Annotated in this window: 25 protein-coding genes and 1 pseudogene; 10 read left to right on the top strand and 16 right to left on the bottom strand. The window is 26.1% G+C overall.

The window, feature by feature from the left end:
• Window positions 1-30: 30 nt before the first annotated feature.
• Window positions 31-924 carry a LysR family transcriptional regulator gene (locus DU473_RS00515; protein WP_131163345.1) on the bottom strand — a complete coding sequence of 298 codons (894 nt, stop codon included), beginning with the start codon at window positions 922-924 and terminating at the stop codon, window positions 31-33.
• 131 nt (window positions 925-1055) lie between these two features.
• On the opposite strand from DU473_RS00515, the gene DU473_RS00510 reads away from it, so the two are divergent.
• Window positions 1056-2153 carry a YeiH family protein gene (locus tag DU473_RS00510; protein ID WP_131186353.1) on the top strand — a complete coding sequence of 366 codons (1098 nt, stop codon included), beginning with the start codon at window positions 1056-1058 and terminating at the stop codon, window positions 2151-2153.
• Here DU473_RS00510 and rsmG read toward each other — a convergent pair.
• Both rsmG and ribA read right to left on the bottom strand, forming a co-directional pair.
• Window positions 2127-2729, bottom strand: coding sequence for a 16S rRNA (guanine(527)-N(7))-methyltransferase RsmG (gene rsmG, locus DU473_RS00505; RefSeq protein ID WP_131186352.1), 603 nt, complete (start codon window positions 2727-2729; stop codon window positions 2127-2129). The genes DU473_RS00510 and rsmG overlap by 27 nt on opposite strands.
• Complete coding sequence (gene ribA, locus DU473_RS00500; protein ID WP_131186351.1) at window positions 2730-3290, bottom strand: GTP cyclohydrolase II; 561 nt, start codon at window positions 3288-3290, stop codon at window positions 2730-2732.
• 58 nt (window positions 3291-3348) lie between these two features.
• Here ribA and hemB point away from each other — a divergent pair, with 58 nt between their 5' ends.
• From hemB to DU473_RS00480, 4 genes and pseudogenes are all read left to right on the top strand, one after another.
• On the top strand, window positions 3349-4335 hold the full coding sequence (gene hemB / locus DU473_RS00495) for a porphobilinogen synthase (protein ID WP_131163341.1): 987 nt from the start codon (window positions 3349-3351) through the stop codon (window positions 4333-4335).
• Window positions 4336-4822 (top strand): annotated as a pseudogene (locus tag DU473_RS00490) (DUF2603 domain-containing protein). It begins immediately after the preceding gene.
• The gene (hemN, locus tag DU473_RS00485) at window positions 4809-6164 is read left to right on the top strand and encodes an oxygen-independent coproporphyrinogen III oxidase (protein ID WP_131163339.1); all 1356 of its coding nucleotides are present in this window, start codon (window positions 4809-4811) and stop codon (window positions 6162-6164) included. The pseudogene DU473_RS00490 and the gene hemN overlap by 14 nt, the downstream one beginning before the upstream one ends.
• Window positions 6164-7423, top strand: coding sequence for a (Fe-S)-binding protein (locus DU473_RS00480; protein WP_131163338.1), 1260 nt, complete (start codon window positions 6164-6166; stop codon window positions 7421-7423). Before hemN ends, DU473_RS00480 begins: the two co-directional genes overlap by 1 nt.
• On the opposite strand, the gene DU473_RS00475 is transcribed toward DU473_RS00480, so the two are convergent.
• The 5 genes from DU473_RS00475 to DU473_RS00455 are packed head-to-tail and all read right to left on the bottom strand — an operon-like array spanning window position 7407 to window position 11822.
• A complete protein-coding gene (locus tag DU473_RS00475) occupies window positions 7407-7625 on the bottom strand; it encodes a hypothetical protein (protein WP_131163337.1) in 219 nt (72 codons plus the stop codon). The two genes, DU473_RS00480 and DU473_RS00475, sit on opposite strands and share 17 nt — an antisense overlap.
• 13 nt (window positions 7626-7638) lie before the next feature.
• Entirely contained in the window at window positions 7639-8379 is a 741-nt protein-coding gene (locus tag DU473_RS00470) for a YaaA family protein (protein WP_131163336.1), read from the bottom strand.
• Between the two features lie 44 nt (window positions 8380-8423).
• On the bottom strand, window positions 8424-8990 hold the full coding sequence (locus DU473_RS00465; RefSeq protein WP_131163335.1) for an anthranilate synthase component II: 567 nt from the start codon (window positions 8988-8990) through the stop codon (window positions 8424-8426).
• Complete coding sequence (locus tag DU473_RS00460; RefSeq protein WP_131163334.1) at window positions 8987-10768, bottom strand: chorismate-binding protein; 1782 nt, start codon at window positions 10766-10768, stop codon at window positions 8987-8989. The genes DU473_RS00465 and DU473_RS00460 overlap by 4 nt, the downstream gene beginning before the upstream one ends.
• Entirely contained in the window at window positions 10758-11822 is a 1065-nt protein-coding gene (locus tag DU473_RS00455) for a tyrosine-type recombinase/integrase (RefSeq protein WP_131163333.1), read from the bottom strand. Before DU473_RS00455 ends, DU473_RS00460 begins: the two co-directional genes overlap by 11 nt.
• Window positions 11823-12409: 587 nt before the next feature.
• On the opposite strand from DU473_RS00455, the gene DU473_RS00450 reads away from it, so the two are divergent.
• Genes DU473_RS00450 through DU473_RS00440 form a run of 3 tightly spaced genes read left to right on the top strand, consistent with a single transcriptional unit; the run spans window position 12410 to window position 15763 of the window.
• Window positions 12410-13069 (top strand): thiol:disulfide interchange protein DsbA/DsbL, encoded by a 660-nt coding sequence (locus DU473_RS00450; protein ID WP_131163332.1) that lies wholly within the window; start codon window positions 12410-12412, stop codon window positions 13067-13069.
• 9 nt (window positions 13070-13078) lie between these two features.
• The gene (gene dsbI, locus DU473_RS00445; RefSeq protein ID WP_131163331.1) at window positions 13079-13867 is read left to right on the top strand and encodes a protein-disulfide oxidoreductase DsbI; all 789 of its coding nucleotides are present in this window, start codon (window positions 13079-13081) and stop codon (window positions 13865-13867) included.
• 36 nt (window positions 13868-13903) lie between these two features.
• Window positions 13904-15763 (top strand): aryl-sulfate sulfotransferase, encoded by a 1860-nt coding sequence (locus DU473_RS00440; protein ID WP_131163330.1) that lies wholly within the window; start codon window positions 13904-13906, stop codon window positions 15761-15763.
• A 45-nt stretch (window positions 15764-15808) separates the two neighbouring features.
• Here the strand turns inward: DU473_RS00440 and DU473_RS00435 are convergent, their stop codons facing one another.
• A complete protein-coding gene (locus DU473_RS00435; RefSeq protein ID WP_131163329.1) occupies window positions 15809-16792 on the bottom strand; it encodes a c-type cytochrome in 984 nt (327 codons plus the stop codon).
• A gap of 152 nt (window positions 16793-16944) precedes the next feature.
• Between DU473_RS00435 and DU473_RS08365 the strand changes: the two genes are divergently transcribed.
• Window positions 16945-17073 carry a hypothetical protein gene (locus DU473_RS08365; protein ID WP_262867651.1) on the top strand — a complete coding sequence of 43 codons (129 nt, stop codon included), beginning with the start codon at window positions 16945-16947 and terminating at the stop codon, window positions 17071-17073.
• Here the strand turns inward: DU473_RS08365 and DU473_RS00430 are convergent.
• The 5 genes from DU473_RS00430 to DU473_RS00410 are packed head-to-tail and all read right to left on the bottom strand — an operon-like array spanning window position 17061 to window position 21524.
• On the bottom strand, window positions 17061-17687 hold the full coding sequence (locus DU473_RS00430) for a hypothetical protein (protein WP_131163328.1): 627 nt from the start codon (window positions 17685-17687) through the stop codon (window positions 17061-17063). The genes DU473_RS08365 and DU473_RS00430 overlap by 13 nt on opposite strands.
• Window positions 17687-17920 (bottom strand): hypothetical protein, encoded by a 234-nt coding sequence (locus tag DU473_RS00425; protein ID WP_131163327.1) that lies wholly within the window; start codon window positions 17918-17920, stop codon window positions 17687-17689. The genes DU473_RS00430 and DU473_RS00425 overlap by 1 nt, the downstream gene beginning before the upstream one ends.
• Window positions 17907-18953 carry a DHH family phosphoesterase gene (locus DU473_RS00420; RefSeq protein ID WP_131163326.1) on the bottom strand — a complete coding sequence of 349 codons (1047 nt, stop codon included), beginning with the start codon at window positions 18951-18953 and terminating at the stop codon, window positions 17907-17909. Before DU473_RS00420 ends, DU473_RS00425 begins: the two co-directional genes overlap by 14 nt.
• 8 nt (window positions 18954-18961) lie before the next feature.
• Window positions 18962-21127 (bottom strand): flagellar biosynthesis protein FlhA, encoded by a 2166-nt coding sequence (gene flhA, locus DU473_RS00415; protein ID WP_131163325.1) that lies wholly within the window; start codon window positions 21125-21127, stop codon window positions 18962-18964.
• Window positions 21114-21524: an Rrf2 family transcriptional regulator gene (locus DU473_RS00410; RefSeq protein WP_131163324.1), complete on the bottom strand. Its 411-nt coding sequence runs from the start codon at window positions 21522-21524 to the stop codon at window positions 21114-21116. Before DU473_RS00410 ends, flhA begins: the two co-directional genes overlap by 14 nt.
• A 174-nt stretch (window positions 21525-21698) precedes the next feature.
• Here DU473_RS00410 and DU473_RS00405 point away from each other — a divergent pair, with 174 nt between their 5' ends.
• Entirely contained in the window at window positions 21699-22181 is a 483-nt protein-coding gene (locus DU473_RS00405) for a hypothetical protein (RefSeq protein ID WP_131163323.1), read from the top strand.
• A gap of 3 nt (window positions 22182-22184) precedes the next feature.
• Here DU473_RS00405 and DU473_RS00400 read toward each other — a convergent pair whose 3' ends face one another.
• Together DU473_RS00400 and rsmH are read right to left on the bottom strand one after the other, a co-directional pair.
• Window positions 22185-23048, bottom strand: a complete 864-nt coding sequence (locus DU473_RS00400; RefSeq protein WP_131163322.1) for a hypothetical protein — start codon at window positions 23046-23048, stop codon at window positions 22185-22187.
• A 12-nt stretch (window positions 23049-23060) separates the two neighbouring features.
• Window positions 23061-23984: a 16S rRNA (cytosine(1402)-N(4))-methyltransferase RsmH gene (rsmH, locus tag DU473_RS00395; RefSeq protein WP_131163321.1), complete on the bottom strand. Its 924-nt coding sequence runs from the start codon at window positions 23982-23984 to the stop codon at window positions 23061-23063.
• Window positions 23985-24069 lie beyond the last annotated feature (85 nt).

Below are 24069 nucleotides of genomic sequence, written 5' to 3'. Positions count from 1 at the left end.
AATAATTATATTATATTTTCATAACCAAGCCTATAAATTTTTATATTCAAATAAAAAATTTTCAAATTTATCTAAAGCCCTGTTAAAATGATAATCTTTTCTTTTCACTGCATAAAATTTTCTTTTTAAATCAATATTTTTTATTTTTATTGGATAAAGTATGTTATTTTGCAACTCTCTTTCAATAGCTTTTTTAGAAAAAAATGAAATAGCGTCTTCTTTTAGGATAAGCTCTTTAATGGCATTTGTTCTATCAAGTTCTAGAAAAATTGGAAAATTTTTAGATATATGCCCAATTTTTTTTAAAAAGGCATCTCTTAAACCAGAACCTTTTTCTCTGAAAATCCATTTTTTATTTAATAACTCATCAATGTAAAATTCTTTATTACTTAATTTTTTATCAGCACTTACAATAATTAATTCATCTTCATACCATTCTTTTTTTACAAAAGATTCATGATCTATGTAGCTTTGTGTTATAGTTGTTTCTATAATAGCCATTTCTATTAAACCATTTTTTAAAAGATGAAGGCTCTTTTGTGTATTTTGGGTTTGATGATGTAAATTAACTTTAGGAAAATTATCTTTAAATTTAAACAATATTTCATTAATAAAATATTCTGATATACTTTGAGTTGATGCGATATTAATTTCACCCAATAAAGTTGTATCATCATTGACTATTTCTAAACTTTTATAATAGTCCTCAATGAGTTTTAACCATATTTTTCCTATAAGTAAGGCTTTGGATGTGGGAAGTAATTTTTTTCCTAAGCGTTCAAAAAGCGTTGTTGATAAAGTTTCTTCTAAATTTTTAACAATAATAGAAACATTAGGCTGAGAAGTAGAAAAATTACTAGCAGTCAAAGTGGGACTTTGTGTATTCAAAAGATCTAAAAAAATTTCCATATCTTTAATTTTCATTGAGAACTCCATTAAATATTTATAAAAATTTTAAAGATTAAATAAAATTATTATAAATATTAAAATAATATATTTTTACAATTATTACAAAAAAAATATAATAGTCAAAAATTTAATTAAGGAATATATTGATGAAAGTTAATATTTTAACAAAAAGTTTAATAATAATAAGATCAAATTTTAAAGGTCTATTTTTTGTTTCTTGTATAGTCGGTTGTTCAATGTATCTTTCTAATTTGCAAAGCATTAAAGATTCTACACATCTTGCTGCTACTGCTTTTGCTATTATTATTGGGGTTTTGCTCTCCCCTTGGTTTTTTAAATACCAACACACTTTTCAATCAGGTGTGCATTTTAGTGCTAAAAAATTATTAAGACTTGGTATTGTTTTATATGGCTTTAATATAACTTTAACAGAACTTTTAAGCGTAGGTTTATGGGGATTTTTACTTTCTCTTTTAATTATTATAATTATTTTTTTACTTTCTGTTTTAATAGGGATAAAAATTTTTAAACTTGATAAAGAAACTTCTATGCTTGTGGGTGCTGGAAGTTCAATTTGTGGTGCGGCTGCTGTTTTGGCTCTTGAGTCTTCTTTGAAATCTGATCCTTTTAAAGGAATTTTAGCTGTTGGAACAGTTGTAATTTTTGGCCTTATATTTATGTTTTTATATCCTATAATGTTTTCATTTGATTTGATTCCTTATTTTGATCAAAATGCTATGGGTGTTTATATGGGAGCTACTTTGCACGAAGTTGCTAATGTCGTTGGTGCTGCTGAAATGGCAAAGGATATGTCGAATTTTAATCAAAGTGCAGCAAATTTAGCTATTATTATTAAAATGATGAGAGTTATTTTACTTGTTCCATTTTTGCTGATTGTAACATATTTTTTTACAAAAACTAGACATGAAAATTCTAAGAAAACTTCAAAAACAATCACTATCCCTTATTTTGCTTTTGCTTTTTTAATTATGATTGCTGTAAATACTTTTTTATCAAAACAAGAGCATTTTTTAGGAATTGATACAAATTTTATTATTAATACTGGAAAGTTATTATGTACTCTTTGCATTGTTTATGCTATGGCTGCTTTAGGACTTCAAATAGATTTTAAAAAATTTTTAAAAAGTGGTTTTAAGGTATTTGCCTTAGCATTAATTTTAGCTTTTTCTTTGATTGTAGTAGGATATTTTTTAACTTTAGCTTTTAAAGGAATTTTGTGGTGAAATTCCTTTAAAAAGGCAATATTTTCTAAAATCTCTTTCTATAATTTCATATTCTTTTAGATTTTTACATTCCTCATAAGCTTTACTTCCTTTATAAAGTAAAAAAAGAGTGTGTTTATTGTAGAAATTTTTACAAAGTTCTAACAAAGAAGAAATATCACAAAGAGCCCTTGAGGTTATAATATCTGCTATTAATTGTGATTTATAATCTTGTATTTTTTCTTTTATGATAAAAACATTGTCCAATTTGCATTCTATTTTAACATTTCTTAAAAAAGCAGCTTTTTTGGCACTTGGTTCAAAAAGATAAAATTGAGATTTTAAAATAAAAGCTAAAAAAATGGCAGGAAATCCAGCTCCACTTCCAATATCTATAATATTTTTAGCAAAATTTAAGTCTTTAAAATCTAGTATTTTAAGACTATCGATAATATTTTCATCAATAGTCTTAAATTGGGTTAAATTGTGAATACGATTGTATCTGTTTAGGAGATCTTTATAAATTTGAATTCTGTTTTCAAAGTTTTTGATATCATATTCTTTTAAAAAATCTAAATTTTCTAAATATAAATTCATTTATTTAAGATGACCCATTTGAGTTTGTTTAATATGAATATACTCTTCATTAAAACGATTGGTTTCTATCAGTATAGGAACTCTTGCGACTATACTGTCTTTAATGCATTCAAGTTTTTGTGGATTGTTGGTTATTAGATTTACTTTTGAAATTTTATAAAAATTTAAAATAAATTTGACAATGTCATAGGTTCTTTCATCTGCTTTAAAGCCTAATTGATGATTAGCTTCTATAGTGTTAAACCCTTTATCTTGTAAAGCATAAGCATTTACTTTATTAAAAAGTCCAATACCTCTTCCTTCTTGTCTTAGATACATAACCATTCCACCTGATTCTTGTATATATTTAAGTGAGAATTCAAGCTGTTCTCCACAATCACATTTTAAACTTCCTAAAGCATCTCCTGTTAAGCATTCTGAGTGAATTCTTAAATTTAAAATATCTTTAGGAGTATCTTTAAAAATGCAAAGATGCTCTTTGTCATCTTCTTTGAAACTTTGAATTTTAAATAAACCCCATTTTGTTGGTAAGTTTGCAATTTCTGAAATTTTTATATCCATTTATAATACTTTCTGTAATAAATTTTATGCTAATATTGTATCAAAAAAAGGAAAAATTATGTTTAAAAGATTTAGAAGATTAAGAGTGAATGAAAACATAAGATCGATGATGAGAGAAAATTTTTTAAGTGTTAATGATTTAATTTATCCGCTTTTTGTTGTAAATTCTAAAGGTATAAAAAAAGAAATTCCTTCAATGCCAGGAGTTTTTCAGATGAGTTTAGATGAAATTTTAAAAGAGTGTGGAGAAATTGAAAAATTAGGCATTAAGGCTATTATACTTTTTGGAGTTTTAGAGAGTAGCAAAAAAGATAGCTGTGGTAGTGATGCTTTAGATGATAATGGATTAATTGCTACAAGTATTAGAGCTATTAAAAAAGAATTTCCTAATTTGATTGTCATAAGCGATCTTTGCTTTTGCGAATATACAGATCATGGTCATTGTGGTATTATTGATATAAAAACAAAAAGTGTAGATAATGATGCTACATTAGAGATTTCGGTTAAACAAGCTTTAGTGCATGCAAGAGCAGGGGTAGATATGATAGCACCAAGTGGTATGATGGATGGTATTATTTATGCTTTAAGAAAAGCTTTAGATGAAAATGGTTTTGAAAATTTACCTATTATGGCATATTCTACTAAATTTGCTTCTAGCTATTATGGTCCTTTTAGAGATGTTGCGCAATCAGCTCCAAGCTATGGAGATAGAAAAACTTATCAAATGGATTATGCTAATGCTAAAGAAGCTTTGTTAGAGAGTTTAGAAGATGAAAAGCAGGGCGCAGATATTTTAATGATAAAACCAGCTTTGGCTTATCTTGATATTGTTAAAGAATTAAGCTTAAGTTCAAAACTGCCTATTTGTGTTTATAATGTTAGTGGCGAATATGCCTTATTACAAGCAGGTAAAAAAGCCGGAGTGATTGATTATGATAAAATTGTTTTAGAAACCATGATTGCATTTAAAAGAGCTGGAGCAAAACTTATTATTACTTATCATGCAAAAGAATTAGCTAAACTTCTACAAGATAAAGGAAATTAAATGAAATCAAATAAACATGCTATTTGTTTAAAACGTATTGATGAGTTTTCTCAAAATTTAGGCTTAAAAAAAGAAGAACAAACTATTTTAGAGCTTAAAGAAACTGATAATAATGAAAAAATTTTAATTTTAAAAAATGGAAGCTTTGAGAATCCAGAGCCTTGGTTTATGGTAGATGAAAACGATGAAATCCATACTCTTATATCTTTAAAAAGTTTAAAAAATATTTTAGAAAGTTTAAAACAAACACAAAAAGAAAATTTTGAATTAAAACTTGAAAAAGCTATTTATCAGCAAATTCCAATTGATTTTAATGATGCTTGGACAGTTGCTATGGATGAAATTAAAAAAAGAGCAAAAAATGGAGGTTTGACAGAAATTAATATAGATCTAGAAAAACTTATAGCTGATATAAAAAAAGATCATCCAAATCTTTTTGTTGATATGGAAGCTATGATGGAAAGAGTTAGAAAATGAGAGATTATAAAGCTTTTACAAAATATTCTAAAGCTGGACCTAGGTATACTTCTTATCCTACTGCGGTTGAATTTGGTACAAATTTTAAATATGAAGAATATATTCGATTTTTAAAGGAGCAAAAACAAGATATCTCTTTATACTTTCATTTACCATTTTGTAGAAGTGCTTGTTATTTTTGTGGATGTAATGTAATTTATACCGCAAAAGAAGAGAGCAAAGAAGAATATTTAATATATCTTTTTAAAGAACTTGAATTATTAAAAGATATAATAGATACTAAGCGTAAAGTTGTTCAAATGCATTTTGGAGGTGGAACTCCTACTTTTTTTAGTGCCAAACAACTAGAGAATTTAATTTTAAAGATTAAAAGTATTTTTAGTAATTTTGATGAAAATGCAGAACTTAGTTGCGAGATTGATCCTAGATTTTTAAATGAGGAGCAAGCTGATATTTTGGCGCAAAATCATTTCAATCGTATCAGTTTTGGCGTGCAAGATTTTGATGAAAGAGTTCAAAAAGAAATTCATAGAATTCAACCCTTCGAATTGACGCAAAATGCTATTAATATGATAAGAAAAAGAGGGATTAAATCTGTAAATGTTGATCTTATTTATGGTTTGCCTTATCAGGACTTAAATAGTTTTTCTAAAACCTTGGAAAAAGTCATTATGCTAAACCCTGATCGTTTAGCTATTTTTAATTACGCCCATGTTCCTTGGCTTAAGAAAAATATGAGAAAATTTGATGAAGCGACTTTGCCAACTCCTGATATCAAGCTTTCTATTTTAGAGTATTGTGAAAAATTTTTAACCCAAAATGGCTATAAAATGATAGGAATGGATCACTTTGCAAAAAGTGATGATGAACTTTTTAAAGCTTTGCAAAATAATACTTTACATAGAAATTTTCAAGGTTATACGACTAAAAAAGGTGCTAATTTGATTGGTGTTGGTTTAACGAGTATAGGAGAAGGCGAGAATTATTATGCTCAAAATTATAAAGATATGTTAAATTATCAAAAAGCTATTGATAATAAAAAATTGCCTTTTGAAAAAGGTATTATTTTAAACGAAGATGATAAAATAAGAAAAGCTGTTATTATGAGTTTAATGGCGAATTTTTATCTAGATATAGAAATGATTGAAAAAGAATTTAATATTGATTTTTTTAAATATTTTAAAGAAGATTTAGCAAATTTAGATGAATATAGGGATTTTATTCAAATGGATGCTAAAATGATTAAAATAAATGAAACAGGCGTTTTGCTTATAAGAAATATTGCAATGTGTTTTGATGCTTATTTGAAAAAAATAGATGAAGATAAAAAGGTTTTTTCAAAAACTTTATAATGATGTTTAATGAAATTTCTAATGCTTGTGTTAAATGTGGTAAATGTATTCCAACTTGCCCAATTTATAAAATAAAAAAAGATGAGCTCCACAATCCTAGAGGTTTTTTGGAGCTTTTATCTGCCTATAATAAAGGGGAAATTCTTTATAATGATGATTTAAAAAATGTTTTTGATTCTTGTTTTTTATGCGCAAATTGTACTGAAATTTGCCCCTTTGATTTAAAGGTTGATAAAGCCATAATGGATTTTCGTCATAAAAATTTCCATAAATCATTATCCTTATATAAAAAAATAATTTTATTTTTTTTAAGAAATAGAAAAGTTTTGGATTTTGTTGCAAAATTAGGTTATATTTTTGAACCTTGTATTTTTAAAATACAGGATAAAAATTTAGGAATGAAGTCTAAAATTAATACACCCTTTATTAAAAAGGATCGCCTAATCCCTTCTTTTGGCAAAAAAAGTTTTTTAAATTCTAATACAAATTTTATTGATAATCAAGGAGAAAAAACCATAGGTTTTTTTGTAGGATGTTTGCAAAATTACTTTTATGATGAAAGCGCTAAAGCCGTTCTTAAAATAGCTAAAAAATTAAAAATTAATATAGATTTATTAAAAGAACAAAATTGTTGCGCTGTAGCACACTTTTTTAGCGGAGATTTTAAAAGCGTAGAAAAACTTGCGAAAAAAAATATAGAGTATTTTGAAAAAAAATTTGAAAATTTAGATGCTATCATTATATCTGAAGCAACTTGTTCTTCGATGATTCGAAAAGACTATGAATATTTTTTTAATTCTGTCAACCAAGAAGAGTGGGCAAAAAGAGCAAAAAAAATTTCTTCTAAAATTTATCTTGCAACGGAGTATTTTTATCACAACACTTCTTTAAAAGAGTTATTAAACAAACAAAAGAAAACAAATTTTATCGTTACTTATCACGATCCTTGTCATTCTAAAAAAACTCAAGGTATTTTTAAAGAGCCAAGAGAGCTTTTAAAAAATAATTTTATTTTAAAGGAAATGCATGAAAGTGATTCATGTTGCGGTTTTGGTGGGATAAATACTCAAATTAACCTATATAATGAAAGCCTAAAAATAGCAAGCAAAAAAGCTCTTGATATTAAGGAAACAAAAGCTCATTTTGTAAGCGCTGAATGTTCTGCTTGTAGAATGCAAATTTCAAATTCCTTAGAAAAAGAAAAAATTGAAACTATTTTTAAACATCCTTTGGAATTGATTGCTATGATGATTGATTGATTTTATTTATATCTTCTATGTTTGAGCGATTTTTTTCTATTAGTGAGCTATTATTTTCAATTTTTATTTCAAGTTCTTTTATTTTTTCTTTAATACTTTGTATATTTTTTGTGAAAATTTTAATTTTACGTTCATAGCGATTTATAATTATAAAAAGTATAAATAAAAATATAAGCACTATTAAAATTAATAAAAATCCCATTCTTTCTCCTTGTTTAATCAATAATTTCTAATAGAATTTCTTCTTTTAGATTAATGTATTTAATTTCTTTTAGTTTTAAATTTAAAGGAAGTTTAGATAAAAGCGTATTATTATCTTGTATATCATTTTGAGCTAAAATTCTCAACAACATTCCTCTATAAGCTTTTGCAAAATGACTTACAATTTTACCATTTTTTATGAATTTATAAGTGGTAAATTGTTTGTTTGGAATATAAAATTTATCATAATATCCAGCCCTTAAATCAATAATTGTTTCATCTTGTAAAAATTCATCTAAAGCTTTTGAAAAATGCTGTTTATAAAATTTTTCCAAAGATAAGCTAGGCAATTTAGCACCTTGTTTAAATTTATAAAAAGGCAAAAGATTATCAGCTCTTACTACACCAAAAAGATTTGAAAAGATTAAAGTATTTTTATAAATATAATCTTTAGCTTTTTTATCTAAAGTATTAAAATCAAGATACTCATATGAGACACCATTATAGAGTTCTACGGCTTTTTTTGTGGGTTGATTGTATAAATTTTGTATAAATTTTTTAATCTCTTTTTCATCTTTTATGCCAAAAAATTCTTTTAGATCTTCTATAGAAGTATTTTTAATATAATCAAAAAAAGAATTTAAAGCTTGCATTCTATAATCAAATAATTCTTTAAAAATAAAAGAATCTTTATCAAAAGGTTTATCAGTACAATTTTCATTCTTGCTTTCGCTTGGAGAAAATAATATTTTCATTTCCCTGCCTTAAAAATTAATTCTGAAGTCTATAAGGAGTTTCATTAAAGATTTATAAAATTCTTAAGAATTTTTTTACCTTTTTTACTTAATATAGCCTCAGGATGAAATTGAATGCCATAAATAGGATAAAGCTTATGTTTTATTCCCATGATGATATCTTCTTTGCTTTTAGCTATGATAGTTAATTCTTTAGAAAGCTTTTTAACATACAAAGAATGATAAAGACAAATTTCAAAATCATTTTTAATACCTTTAAATAAATCTTTTTGATTATGGTTTAATAGAGTGGTTTTGCCATGTTGTGGATTTTTTAATTTAGCAATTGTTCCTCCAAAGGCTTCTGCAATACATTGATGTCCTAAACATATCCCTAGAATTTTTTTCTTTTTTTTAAAATATTTGATAGCTTTTAGACTTAGTTTTGATTCTTTGGGAGAGTTTGGACCAGGAGATATAATTAAGTGTGAAAAATGAAATTTATCAAGCTTTTTAACTTTTTTAAATTCATCGTTTTTAATTACTTTGCATTTAAAGCCTAATTCTTTTAAGTAAAAAACTATAGTATAAGTGAAAGAATCATAATTATCAATAATTAAAATACGCTTCATAATACCACTCTTTTTAAACCTCTTACAGAGTTAATGCAATAAATTTCATCAGCATTTATTAAATCTTCTTTAAAGAGTTTTTTTTCTTTTATTATTTTTAAATCAAGTAAAATTTTTCTATAAATTCCATTAAGAAGTCCGCTTTTTAGAGTAGGGGTGTAAAAAATTTGATCTTTTTTTATTAGTATGTTAGTTCTACTACCCTCGCAAAGTTCATTATTCTCATTAAAAAAAGCTATATCATAACACTTTTTTTCTTTCCATAGGGTAGATTTTTCATTGTATAATTTTCTTAAAGAGCTTTTAAAAAAGAGTGTATCATTTTTAGAAAATATTTTTTCTTTACTTAAAATAAGCTTATTATTTAAAGAATAATCTAATTTTTTTATATCTAGTTTATAACGCCCATCTTTATATAAAATAAGTTTTAAAATTCCTTCATTTTGATGAAAATTATTAAGAGTAAAAGATTGAAAAAAGACATGATCTTCATTGAAAATTTTATTATCAAGTTCCAAAAGTTTTAATTTTTTAAAAATATTTAAATTTAGATCTTGATTTAAGGTTTGCTGGAAATCTTTTTTTAGTTTTTGAGTGTTAAAATTTAGAATTTGTGCTGATTTTAATAGTCTTTTTATGTGTTCTTGTAAAAATAAAATTTTACCATTTTTATAAAGCATAGTTTCAAAAAGATAAAAATTATAGGTGTTTAAGAATTTGGTTTTTAGTTCAAGTTCTTTAAATTCTTCTTCTTTATTAGAGTCCCAAACTAGTCCGCTTCCAACTCCATATTTAAAATATTTTTTTTCCTTTTCTAAGGTTCTAATGCTTACATTAAAAATACTTTTATCCTTATGGATTAAACCTATAGACCCACAATAAATTCCTCTTTGTCTTTTTTCTAGTTTATTTATAACTTTAATAGTTTCTAATTTTGGGGCACCTGTGATAGATCCACAAGGAAAAAGCGCTTTGAAAATTTTATAAATATTAATATTTTTTTTCAGTTTTCCTTTGATAAGAGAGGTCATTTGGTGAAGGGTAGGGTGGCTTTCTATATTAAAAAGTTTGCTTTGCATGCTATGTTTTTTGATAAGTTTTGAAAGATCATTGCGTAATAAATCTACTATCATAACATTTTCGCTTAAATTTTTAATATCATTTTTTAAAAATAGTTTATTTTTATTATCTTCTTGTTCGTCTTTTCCTCTTTGTATGGTTCCTTTCATAGGTTTTGTAATAATTTTTCTTTTGTCGGTTTTAAAAAAAAGCTCAGGAGAGAAACAAAGTAGTTCTAAAAGATCGTTTTTTATATAAGCTTTATATTTCGTATTTTGCTTTTTAAGCAAAAGATTAAACAAATCAAAAGAATCAAGATGACTAAAAAGTTTTAGTTCTTGAGTAAGATTTACTTGATAGCTTTGTCCTTTTGCAATAATTTCTTTTACTTTATTAAATTTTTTATAATATTCTTTTTTATCTAGTTTTTTTATAAAACTAGGCATATATTTTTCTTCATCTATCTTTAAAGCTTTAAATATCTTTCTTTTTTTGTAAGCAAAAAATAAACAGTAAGGAATGGTGCTTTTATAGTGTTTATCCTCTAAATATTTATAAAACTCATACCTAAAAAAAGCTAAAAAATAAAATTTATCTTTATGTTTTTCTACAAAAGCAAATATCTTTTTACTTTGTTTTTGATTGAAAGCTTTTAAGGTGTATTTTAAATCATAATATAAAAAATCCCCAAAAACAGCAAAATCTTTTTTATTTTTCACTAAGTTCCTTTGCAACTTGTGCAGCAAGTTTTAATTTGTCATTGTCAAAATGAGTGTAAATTCTTGAAGTATTTAAACTTGCATGTCCTAAAGCTTCTTGAACCAATACTAAATCTTTTTGTTTTTTATAAAGTAAAGTAGCAAAAGTATGTCTTAACATATGAGCTCCATTTTTTTGCTTGCGAATTCCAGCCTTAAATAGAATTTGTTCTACTATACGACTTACATAAGCTTGAGTTAGGACTGTTCCTTTGCGATTGACAAAGAGCAGGGCGTCTTTGCTTAGATAATTAATGCTTACATTTTTAAGCAAATCTTCTATAAGTTCTTTTTTGATCATAACTATGCGATATTTATTACCTTTGGCGCGAATTCTTATAAGATATAAATCATTTTCTTCGCTAATATCACCCATTTTTATATTAATAGCTTCGCTTACGCGTATACCAGTAAAAATAATAATTTTAATAATAAGTCTATTGCGAATAGTATTGTTTTTAAAATCCGTTGTATCAATAGCTTTTAAAAATTTTTTAATTTCTTCTTCGCTCATAAACTCAGGAAGTTTAACCCCGCTAAGTCCTTTAATACCTGCCCAGTTTTTAAGATTTATATCAAAAATATGGGATTTTGAATCTTCTTCATTTTGCTTATCTAAAAAATCAAAAAAATTAATTATAGCAATACGATAATTTTTTTTACTTGCATCAGAAAGTGTTCCTGTAATACTTGCTAGAATCTCAACTATAAGCTCCTCATCAATTTGTTTTAAGGAGTAAAGTTTATAAAAACTTATATATTCAAAGAATTTTTTTAAAGGATTAAAATACGTATTTACTCCGCTAAGTCCAGCATTTCTTGCTTTTTTAACAAGAGCATCAAGTTCTTGTATATTTTTTACCCCTCTAGTAAGAGCAAAATTAACTTCTGCTAAATTTTGTGGATTTTTAAGCTCCTTATTAGAAAGAGAATTAAGTTTAAATTTGACATATTTGCAAAGCCAAAATAAAAAAGATTTTTCAAAATTTTCCTCACAATCTAAAGGGTATTTCATGGATTTTTCCTAAGGATATGATTTTAAATTGTTGTTTTTATTATATCTTTTTCTTTTTGAAATTTTTCCATATATATTTTATAAGAGCTAGTATTTTTAAATTTGCAAAGTTTAAAAAGTTTAAATTTTTAGGATTTTATATATTTTATTTTTATTTATAAATTCTTTTTACTTTGATAATTAAAAATATATTAAAGTAAATGACATTAAGTATGTAAATTAATATGATAAAAAGTAAAAATACTATAAAATTATTATTTTGTATTGAAAACTATAATTTTCAAACTTTTATAATAATTATAAAATAACACTCTATTTTAATAACATGAAATATTATTTTTTAGGGATTATGCAAAGTTTACTTTTTGGAGTAAAATTATTTATCCATAAAAAATAATGTAATATTTTTAAAATATTTTTTAACATTTTTATTCAAAAAAATATTTTTTTAATTTTCTTAAATCATTTTTAATATTATATTAAGTAAATAGTTTTAAAATATATATTAACAGTTTTTTAAATTATTATTTTATTTTTGTTTAAAATATATTTATTAAGACTGAAATTTACAAGGATAAGGAGATTGTATGAAGATTTTTAGCAAGATTGTTAAATTCTCTACCATTACGGTTTTTTTAGTTGCATTTAATGCTAATGCCCTTACCGAAGGAAAGGAATATATAGTATTAAACTCCCCTATTCCTAATGTTCCAAATTCTGTTATAGAAGTTTTTTCTTATCGTTGCACTCATTGTTATGATCATCACAAATTTAACACCCTTGAAAAAATTAAAGAAAAACTTCCAAATTTAAATTATAGTTTTTATCCTGTAAGATCTATGGGAGATTACGGTAAACAAGCTAATGAGATTTTTGCTTTTGCGTCTTTTAAAGACAAAGAAAAAAATATAGATCAAACAGATAAAAACAGTTTTACTTATAAAGTTTCTGATGCATATTTTAATGCTTATTTTAAAAAGAAAGAAAGATGGGGAAATGGAAAAAATCCTGAGGCTTTTTATGAAGTTGGATTAAAAGCTATGAATGTAAGTAAAAATGATTTAGAAAATTTTTTAAAAACTGATGAGGCAAATCAAATTTTAAAATCATATGAATATGCAAATGATATTTCTAAAAATTATGGAACTCCAGGTTTTGTAGTAAATGGAAAATATCAAATTACACCACAAGCAATTACATCTCCACAAGCTCTTATCAAGGCTATAGAAGAACTTAGTAAATTATAGGAGTGTATTATGTCCTGTAATTTATTGGAGAAAATTTATAAATGGCAAGATACTAGGATTCCTTGGGCTATAATGCTTTTTGTAACATTAGGTCTTACATTTATAGCTCATTTTCTTTTCCAAGAATACCTTTTTATGGAACCTTGTGAACAATGTGTTTATATACGTTTTGATATGTTTGTTATGGCTCTTGGCGCCATTATAGTTCTTATCAATCCTAAAAGTGATATTGCTAAAATATTTGGTTACACTTTTGGATTTTATGGAATTTGGCTTGGGTTTGAGCATTGTTTATTGCTCAATCATATACATGAAGTTGTTCATTCTGAAAATCCTTTTGCTGGCGTTGATGGGTGTAGGGAAACTCCTATTTATCCTTTTAATTTACCTTTGCATGAGTGGTTTCCAAGTTGGTTTTTACCCACTGGAGAGTGTGGAATGGATACTCCGGTTGTCCCTGAGTCAGCTTATGCTAATCTTGATTTTATCCAAAAATTTTTTGTTGGTAATCCACCTAATTTTGAAGATGGATTTTATAGTAATGGTTGGTATTTGATTCCAAAATGGCAATTTTTAAATATGGCAATTTGTTGTCTTATAGCTTTTATATGTTGTTTATTGATACTTTTTTTGATGTTTATTTCTTTTGTTTTAAATAAAAAAAGAGCAAGAGTTTTAGCGGTAATTATTTTTATATTTATTGTTACATTAAAAATCACTGGAAAACCAAGAACACCAGTTGAATTGGTAAGCATAAATGAGAATTGTAAGATAAGTTTATTTTTAAACAATGCATAAATTTGTGTCATTGTTTTAAGAAAATAAGGATATAAAATGAAATTAAGTAAATCTTTTTGTGTAATGGTTTTAGCAGGTATAACTTTAATTATTCCAAATATTTCATTAGCAATGGGTGGTCCTAGCGGGGCAAAGATGGATTGGCAAATTCAAGGAAAAATTGGTGCTGTAAAGCTTAATCCTTATAATTTATCTCCTTTAACTGCTGTTATAATGGATGGTGGATATATTTTAAAAGATATAAAAGTTACTATACTTCCTAAGCCAAATGGTCAAACAATTTCTTATAGTGTGAGCGAAAATATGGCTAAAACTTATGGAGGAATTCCAATTTTTGGTCTTTATCCCTCTTATTTAAATAGTGTAAAAGTAAGTTATACAAAGATATCCAATAATAAAAGTGAAAAAATTATTGATGAAGTTTATAAGATAACTACTCCAGGGGTAAGTATAATGCCAAGTGGAAATACTTCTCAAACAGGTTCGCCTTTTGCAAATGTTAAAATTATAAAAATGGATAAAAAATTTAATGATAGATTATATCTTGTAAATAATGCACCAGGAAAACAATCTGGAAAAGGCTCTCAAGCTGTTTGGAATAATCCAGCTGGAGGAGCTTTAGAGTGGGATGAAAATTCCAATGTTTTTATTATTGATACCAAAGGTGAAATTAGATGGTATTTTGATAATGATAAACTTATGGATTGGAATAATATTTATAATCGTGGCATTATGATGGGTTTTAAGCAAAATAACGATGGGGCTTTAACCTGGGGATTTGGTCAAAGATATGTAAAATATGATGTTATGGGAAGAGAAATTTTTAATAGAACCTTACCTTCAAGTTATATTGATTTTTCTCATGCTATGGACAATATGCAAAATGGACATTATCTTTTACGCGTAGCATCTGCAAATGTCAAAAGAGCTGATGGTAAAAATGTAAGAAGCGTTAGAGATGTTGTAATTGAAGTTGATCAAAATGGCAATGTGGTAGATGATTGGAGATTATATGATATTTTAGATCCTTATAGAAGTACTATCATAAAAGCCCTTGATCAAGGAGCCGTGTGTTTAAATATAGATGCCAATAAGGCTGGAGTGACTTTAAGTGATGAAGAGCTTGCAAAAATGGATGAAAATAATCAATTTGGCGATATAGCTGGAACAGGTGTAGGTAGAAACTGGGCACATGTTAATAGTGTAGATTATGATCCAAGTGATGATAGTATTATCATCTCAAGTCGCCATCAAAGTGCTATTGTTAAAATAGGTAGAGATAAAAAAATCAAATGGATATTAGGAGCTCATAAGGGATGGGGTAAAAAATTTCAACAATATCTTTTACAACCTATAAATTCTAATGGCGCTAAAATAGTTTGTGAAGATGAGTATTCTAAGTGTCCAGGATATGAAAATGAAAAAGGTGGATTTGATTTTACTTGGACTCAGCATACAGCTTGGAGAATTGACTCAAAATCAAATAAGCGTTATTTATATTTAAGTGTTTTTGATAATGGTGATGCAAGAGGAGCTGAACAACCACCTTTTGCATCACAAAAATATTCTCGTGCTGTTATATATAAGATTGATCAACAAAATAAAACAGTAGAGCAAATTTGGGAATACGGAAAAGAAAGAGGCAACGAATGGTTTTCTCCTGTAACATCTTTGGTAGAATACCAAAAAGATAAAAATTCCATAATGGTATATAGTGCAACTGCTGGAATGGCTTTTGATTTAAGTAAGGGTATAAGCATTGGCGATCCTAAACCAGAAATTGATGAATTTATTTGGGGATCTAAAAATCCTTCTGTTCAAATTCAATTTAGCGGAACAAATACAGGATATCAGGCTATGCCTTTTGATGTAGAAAAAGCTTTTAATGCTAAATAAATTTAAGTTCCTATTAAGTTTTTTAAAACTTAATAGGAAAGTTTATCAATTTTTAATCATAGTTTTATAAGGTCCATATCTATGTTGAGTAGTTGAAAAGCTATCATCATAAGGTCCTACATCCATATCTAGAGGTTTTACTTTTCTATCAGGAAAATCTTTATCTCTATTTGCTTTAATAGGACGCATTTGAGAATTTATATAAGCTGCTACATCATAGGATTCTTCCAAGGTTAAATCAGCATTTCCTTTTGGCATATTTTCTTTAATATAAGATGCTGCCTTGATTAAGCGATACATACCGGCTCCAGTATTATAACTATCTTTTCCCCATAAAGGCGGATAAATATAATAAGCCCCTACTTTGTCTTCGTTTTTAACTCCAAGTCCATTTTCTTGATGACAAACTATACATTTTTCATTATATACAATTTTACCTTTTTTTGGATCAGCAGCCCTGTCAATAAAATCTATTTTTTTTAGTCCTTGTCCTTTTGTTTTTGCACCAGTTGGAATGCCTTGAGATAGCCATTGCATATAAGTTAACATTGCTTTCATTTCTAGGGTATTTTCAGGCATTCTTTTACCATTCATAGATCTTTCAAAGCAACCATTAATACGATCAGCTAAAGTAATAACCTTATCTGCTCTTGCATTATATTGTGGAAATCTTGCCCAAATTCCTACAAATCCTGATTGATTTTGAACAGTTCCTGCAGCAGCATGGCAACTTGAGCAAGAAAGATTATTGCCAGCAAAACGTTTATTTTTATCTTTTGCTTGTGGACCTAAGTAATTTGAAGTTTCGTTAAGAACTTTATTTCCTAAAATTACCATTTCAGAATATTTCGACTTTGGCATTTTACTTTCATCTATTGTACCATCTTCATTTAAGGCTTCGGGTAGCTTCCACTCAGCTTCTGGTAAATTAACACCTGTTTGAGCTTTGGTTTTAGCTAAATTTTTATCAAGTGCAAAAGCACAACTTCCAACCAATAAAACTGCTAATACTATAGAAGTTTTTTTCATGGAAAGCTCCTTTTTTTGTTTTTGTGAATAGATAAAGTATAGAACTTTAAAGAAAAAAAGTCAATTAAAATTAAGATAAATCAATACATTTTATATATAGCAAAGTTTTATTTAGATACAATACATTAAGCAGTATTTTATAAAGGAAAGATGTGAAAAATTTAAGTTTTCAAGAAAAAAAAGATTTAGATCAATGTGTTTTTAATGTTTTATCAAAAAAAGAAATGAATTTTTTTCAAATTTTATTTTTAAAAATTAAAAGTGTTTTTTATTCTAAGTAATACAAATTAAAATCTTTCTTTGAGTAAGAAAGATTTTTAAAAGAAGGTGAATCAATTAAGATTTTACATTGTCTATCTAAATTTTCTATTCCATAGACTTTCATAGCCATTCTATTGTTTATTTTTTGAAGTTCTATACCAATGCAAGCTTGATTGTTTATTTTATATAATAAAACTCCGCCTTCTTTTTCATCTATATTTAAAATAGTTAAATTTTGATTTTTGCTCATATCCTTAATATCTTTAGAAAATGAGTAATGTAATTTGTAATAAATCATAATATCTTGCATAGCATTTTTTAAATTTTTTAATTCTTTTTTTAGTGTAAGTTGTTTGTCTTGATAAAGAGAAAGAAAGTCTTTATTTAAAAATTCTAAAAAAGTGGCATTGTTTAATTTTTTACAAGAGTCAAATGTTTTTAAAATACTTACCTCATTGTCTGTAATTAAGAGTTCAATACAAGGATTTTTATTGTCATAAAAACTTAAAATCTCTGCTTTTTTAATGCTAATATTTTGATTAATCTTTTTATCGTAAGCAAAATCTTTTAAACTTTCAAAAATATTGGCAAAAATAAAATTATAAGATACAATTAAAAAAAATAAATATTTCATTATATAAAAAGTTCTTTATGGTGCGCTCTAAGATATTCGACAACTTCTAAAATCTCATCTACACCTTCATTAATTGAATGTTCTAAAATTGTATCAATGTTTTCTATATAAATTTCAATTGCTTTATCAAGTTTATTTCTTTTTACTCCGGCATATAAAAGCATTGCTTCTAAAACAATGTTAAGTTCATAAGTTAAATCCTCTATTTCTTGTTCTTTATTATTTTTGTGCATTTTCTTCCTTTTTAATCTCTTTGCTTTTAATTAAATCTATAAATTGAGCTTTAATATAATTATAATTTGTACTATCTTTAAAACTAGCAAATAAACCCCCACTAGCATTTTTATGACCACCTCCTCCGACTAATTTTTTAGCCATTAAACTTACGTCTAAACTCCCATTTGCTCTAATACTCAAAGTTTTTTTCGAGCTAACATCAAGAAAAAAGTCGTAGTCTGGATTATTAATTAAAAATTCATTTCCTATTATTGAGGTATTGCCTATATTTGAAGTTAAAAGTCCTTTATGATTTTCATAAAAAATCGTAAATTCTTCTTTGTGATCTTGCAATTTTTCGACAATAAATTTAGAAATTAAATTTGCTAAAGTATCATCATTATCTTTTATAAAATAATCCTTTTTGATGAAATGTAAAGCATTATCAAGTAAGATATGAGATCTTTCTTTTTGTATAAAAGTTTTTGCACGATCTAAAAGATAAAACATATAAGAAATATGTTCTTTTTTAAACATTACGCGATTAATCTCTTTTGCATTTGCAATAAGACCTAAGCAAACTTTTCCAAGTTCGAAATCTTTATCTTTATTAAGCCAGATATCCACAGCATTTACTATATTAATGAAATCTTTCATTTTTTCATCATTAAAACAGATTTTACTAAAAAAGTCATAAACAATTTTTGCAGCACATCTTGAATTATCTAAAAAATACCATGAATATTTTTGCATACATTCCAAACCGCTTTGATGATGATCTAATAATAAAATTTTAATATCTTTTTCTTTGCATACTTCATCAAATTCTTTACATTGTGAAAGAGTTAAATTTAAATCAGTAATAAGCAAAAGTATTTTTTCATTCTCTCCCATATTTTCTTGTATATCTTTTATAATATTATTAAAATTATCATTAATTTCTTTTCCATAATTTGAATTATAAAAATTTACATTTTTAAAATAAAAATTAACAATATATTGACATGCATAACCGTCTAAGTCTGTATGAGAGAGATGATAAATTTTCATTATTTTCCTTAGAGTTCTATTTTAATAATACCTTCGGTATTAAAGTTTGTATTTTCTGCGATTTCTGCAAAACTTAAAACAACAATATTAATATTAAAATTAAAACAAATATCAGCTATAAATTTTCTAAGCTGTGGTTCAACGCAAAGTATAAAAGGTTTAATTCTTCCATTGGCTACTGCAGCAACCTCAGATCTTAAGGTGTCTACTAGAGCACCTGTTTGAGCTACGCTTAGTGGTAAATGATAGCTTCCGTCTCTAAATTGGACATTTTCCATCAATATGCTAGATGTAGCAGAATCTAAAATAAAAATATCTAAATTTCCTTTATCATCAAGATACATATTTGTGATCATTCTAGCTAAAGATGCTCTTACATGCTCTATAATCATATCAAAGCTTTTACTCACCTCTGCAATATCACTCATTGATTCTAAAATAGTTAGCATATCTTTAATAGGAATTTGGTTTCTTAATAAATCCTTAAGAACTTTTTGTATTAAACTTACAGGAGCTAAAGCTAAAGCGCCTTCAACAATAGCAGGATAATCATTTTTAAGTTTTTCAAGTAAATTTTGAACTTCTTGTCTTGTAAGAAGTTCTGAAGCGTGAGATTTTATTAATTCGCTCATATGTGTTGAAATAACACTAGCTGGATCAATAACTATATATCCATTTAAAGTTGCCTCATCTTTTAAATTTGCATCAATCCAGAGTGCATCGGAATTAAAAGCAGGTTCTTTTGTGGCTATACCCTCAACTTCTTCTGTTATAAAACCACTATCCATGGCCAAATATTTATCAGGATAAATTTCTGCGCTAGCTATAGGAACTCCTTTTAGTTTGAAGCTATATTCATTAGGTTTTAACTGCAAATTATCTCTTATTCTGATTTTAGGCATTAAAAAACCTAAAGTTTGGGCAATATTACGTCTCATAGAGCGAATTCTTTCTGTAAGTTCATTTTCGGCAAGTTTTATAAGACCATAGCCAAGTTCAAGTTCTAAAATTTCTACTTTTAGTATATCGTTAATTTTATGTTCTTCTTCTTTTATAATTTCTTCTTCGCTTTTTTTAGGTGCTGCTGCTATTGGAGCTGAACCTGTATTATTTGTATTATTTGTTGCAGGCTTTTTGGTCATTTTTACATCAATCTTTCCTTCTTTAACCTGCTTTGTTAGATATCCAAGTCCCAAAAATACAAATGCCATAAATCCTAAAGAAAAGTGAGGCAAACCTGGAACTAAAGCAAAGATAAAAAGCACAAAACCAACGATTAAAAGAGTTCGATATTCGCTTAAAAGTTGATTTAGTGTTCCTTCTGCAAAATTATCCTCATCTTTACTTGCTCGTGTGATGATGATTGCAGTAGCAGTTGAAGTTATAAGACCTGGAATTTGAGAGACAAGTCCATCGCCTATGGTTAAAATTGTATAGGTTGAAGCAGCTTGCGATAAAGATAAATCATGCTGAAAAGATCCAATTAAAAAGCCACCTATTAAATTTATAATTGTAATTATAATTCCAGCTACAGCATCACCTTTTATAAATTTGGAAGAACCATCCATAGCGCCATAGAAATTTGCTTCTGCAATAACCTCTTGTCTTCTTGCTCTAGCGGTTTGCTCATCAATTAACCCAGCATTTAAATCAGCATCAATAGCCATTTGTTTTCCTGGCATAGCATCAAGAGTAAACCTTGCTTGAACTTCTGAAACTCTTGTACTTCCTTTGGTTACAACCATAAAATTAATTAAAACCAAGATACAAAAGACTATTACGCCTATGACATAGTTTCCACCAACAACAAATTCTCCAAAAGCAGCTATAATTTCGCTTACGGCTTCTGGGCCATTTTGACCTTCGCTTAAAATCATACGCGTTGTTGCGATATTTAAAGAAAGTCTAAAAAGGGTAATAATAAGAATAAGAGTTGGAAATGTTGTTAAATCCGTAGGTTTTGGAATATAAATTGAAATTAAAATAATCAATACAGATAAAGCAATACTTAAAGCTAAAAAAAAATCAAGTATAGGTCCTGGTAGAGGAACTATAATAATTGCTAAAATACAAACTATAAATCCAACAATAGTAAGACTTTTAGCCTTAATAACAGGACCAATTAAGGGTCCTAAAAAAGGAAAAACAAGATCAATAATTTTATTTTTTGCCATTATCTTCTATAATACTTGCTAAAGTAATAGATTCTAAAAAATCATCAACTTTATTTTGAAGTTTTACAAGCACAGGCATTAAAAAACAATTTTCTTCTTTATTATTAGGACAGATCCCGCCACTGCAATCAAATACACTTATTTCCTTTTTTTCTACACTATTTATAATTTCTTTAAGAGTATATTCTTTTGGGCTTTTTGCAAGAGTAAAACCTCCTTTAGCGCCTTTAAAAGAAATCAAAAGTCCGTCTTTAGCTAAGGTTTGTAAAATTTTAGCTAAAAAACTTTTAGGAATGTTAAGCTCACTAGACATATGATCTACATCTTGTGACTTGTTTTGACGAGAAATATAAATTAAAGAAAGTAAAGCATACTCACTAGCTTTTGTAAGAAGCACTATTTATCCTTATAATTATATTAAAAAGCTAATTATAATAAAAAAATCTAGATAAAGGCTTAAATAATTCATTAAAAATACAAAAAATTATTAATTTTGTTAAAAATTACAGCTTAAATTTACAATTAGCAATTATAATATTTGCATTTTTACTTAAAAGTAAGGTTTGCACCTATGGATAAATTTAAGCAATTTAGTTTTAATTTTCTTTTTAAGGTTTCAGATCAACCTGTACTTTTTAAAGATTTGCTAGAAGCTAATGTTTTATTTAATGAAGGAATGATGATTGATTGTTCAAAATTAAATTACAAAATAAAAAATTTAAATTGTTATTGTTATTATGGAATTTTATGTATTTTGATTTTATTTCCTTTACTTTTAACAACACATTATTTTTTTACTTTACTTGATTTTCATATAAGCATTATTAGTGCAGTTTTTATAACTTCTTGTATTTTTATTGGTTTTGATTTATTCAAAATTTACATAAGAAAAATTATAACTAAAAAATTAATTAAAAAAGCATGGAGTAATCATTTTCCTTGTTTTTCTTATGAAAAATACTCAAAAATCATAGAAAATATATACAAACAAGCCTTAAAAGAACAAATTTCTCAAAATTCACTTAGAAAATATATTATTGAACGAATTGTTTAATAATTATTCTAAATAGTCTAAAATTTGGTTTTGAAAACGTATATTTTCCAAATTTCTTTTCAACTCTTTATTTTCTTCATTAAGAACGCTTTCTTCAGCTCTTAAAATGGCTATTTCTCTACTTAAATAATAAATCTGATTTCTAATATAAATTTGAGGAATAAATATAAATAAAACAATACTAATAAATAAAGCTACAAAAAATAAATGATTGAAATTTAAATTTCTATCTTCTTTAGTTGCATCACTAAAACCTTCTAAGAGAGTATTTTTTGTTTTTTCATTGTCTTCTTCTTTAAGGTTTAGATCTTGTTTAGATAAAGATTTATTTATGTCATTTTTATTTATAGGGGGTATTTTTTGAATTTTGATATCATTGGCTATAGAATTTGTTTTTGAAATTTGATTTGATATTTTATTATCATTTTTTATTTGTTTTTTTTGTTCTTTATTGAAATGTTTTTCTGGTGCTAATATATCTTTCTTTTTGTCTTTTTTAAAATTAGAAAATAATATTTTTTTAGCTTTGATTTGTGTATCTTTTTTTGATTTTTTTTCTTTAAAATGTAAAAATATTTTTTTTGTTAAAGAGGGTTTTTCTTCGAGCTTAACATTGATTAGGTCTTCTTTTAAATAAATATTTTCTTTTTTGGGTTTAACAGAAGATGATTCAATTTCTTCGTTAAATTTTTCTAAAATATTTAGACGTCTTTTTTTATTAAATCTACGTCTTAAAATATCATCAGTATCGCTAAGCTCATCTTTTAATTCATCATCTAAGGGAACTCCTTGATTAATAGCTCTTGAATATTTAAGCATTTTTTGACGAATATTTTGTTTTTCTTTTAAAAAATTTTCATCTATCATTAAAAATCCGTATTATTTAAAATAAAAAGCTCGTAATTTAGCACAACTTGATCTTGGGTTTAATCTTATCTCATCTTGATTTGCTGTAATTACTTTTTTATTAATAGTTTTACCTAGACTATTTTTTTTGCCACACTCACATTTAAAAAGTTTGTCATTGCAAATGCAATCTTTTTCCCATTTTTTGAAAAAGTTCTTAATAATCCTATCTTCTAAAGAATGGAAGCTAATTATAGCTAAAATACAATTTTGTAATTTTAAATTTTCAATTTGAAATAAGAAATCTTTTAAAACTTCTAATTCTTTATTTACTTCTATACGTATAGCTTGAAAGGCTAATATAACCTTTTGAGTTTTTCTTGAATTAATTTTACTTAAACCTATGATTTCTTTTAATTCTTTAGCACTTGTAATCTGTTTTTTATTTCTTGCTTTGATAATTTTTTGCGCCAAATTCCAAGCATCATTTAATTCTCCATACTCTTTAAAAATAAAGGCTAATTTATCTTGTGGATAAAAATTGACTACATCAAATGCACTCAAAGCTTCATCTTGATTCATACGCATATCTAAAAAATCTGAATTTATAGAAAATCCTCTTTCATTTTGATCAAGTTGCAAAGAAGAAACTCCAATATCTGCCAAAATTCCTCTTATATTTTTAATATTTTTAGCATCAACTTTTTTTAAAATTTCGTTAAAATTACAATGATATAGTGTAATTCTATTTTTAAATTCTTTTAAAGAATCAAAAGAAAAGTCTAAGGCAGTTTTATCTTGGTCACAGGCAATTAAAGAGATATCTGGATGTTTTTCTAGTATCATTTTGCTATGACCAGCATATCCTAAAGTGCAGTCTAAAAATATACCTTGTGTTAAAGTGTTAAAGATATTATTAATTGGTTCTTGTAAAACAGGTATATGAGGTGTATGCAAATTTTAGATCCTGATTAATATAAAATATATAATTTTTAAAATTAATTATAACGAAAAAAACTTTAAAATACTAAATTATTTACAA

It is taken from the genome of Campylobacter novaezeelandiae (genome assembly GCF_004323845.1).
Lineage (GTDB): Bacteria > Campylobacterota > Campylobacteria > Campylobacterales > Campylobacteraceae > Campylobacter_D > Campylobacter_D novaezeelandiae.
This window is presented reverse-complemented; position numbering and strand designations above follow the sequence as displayed.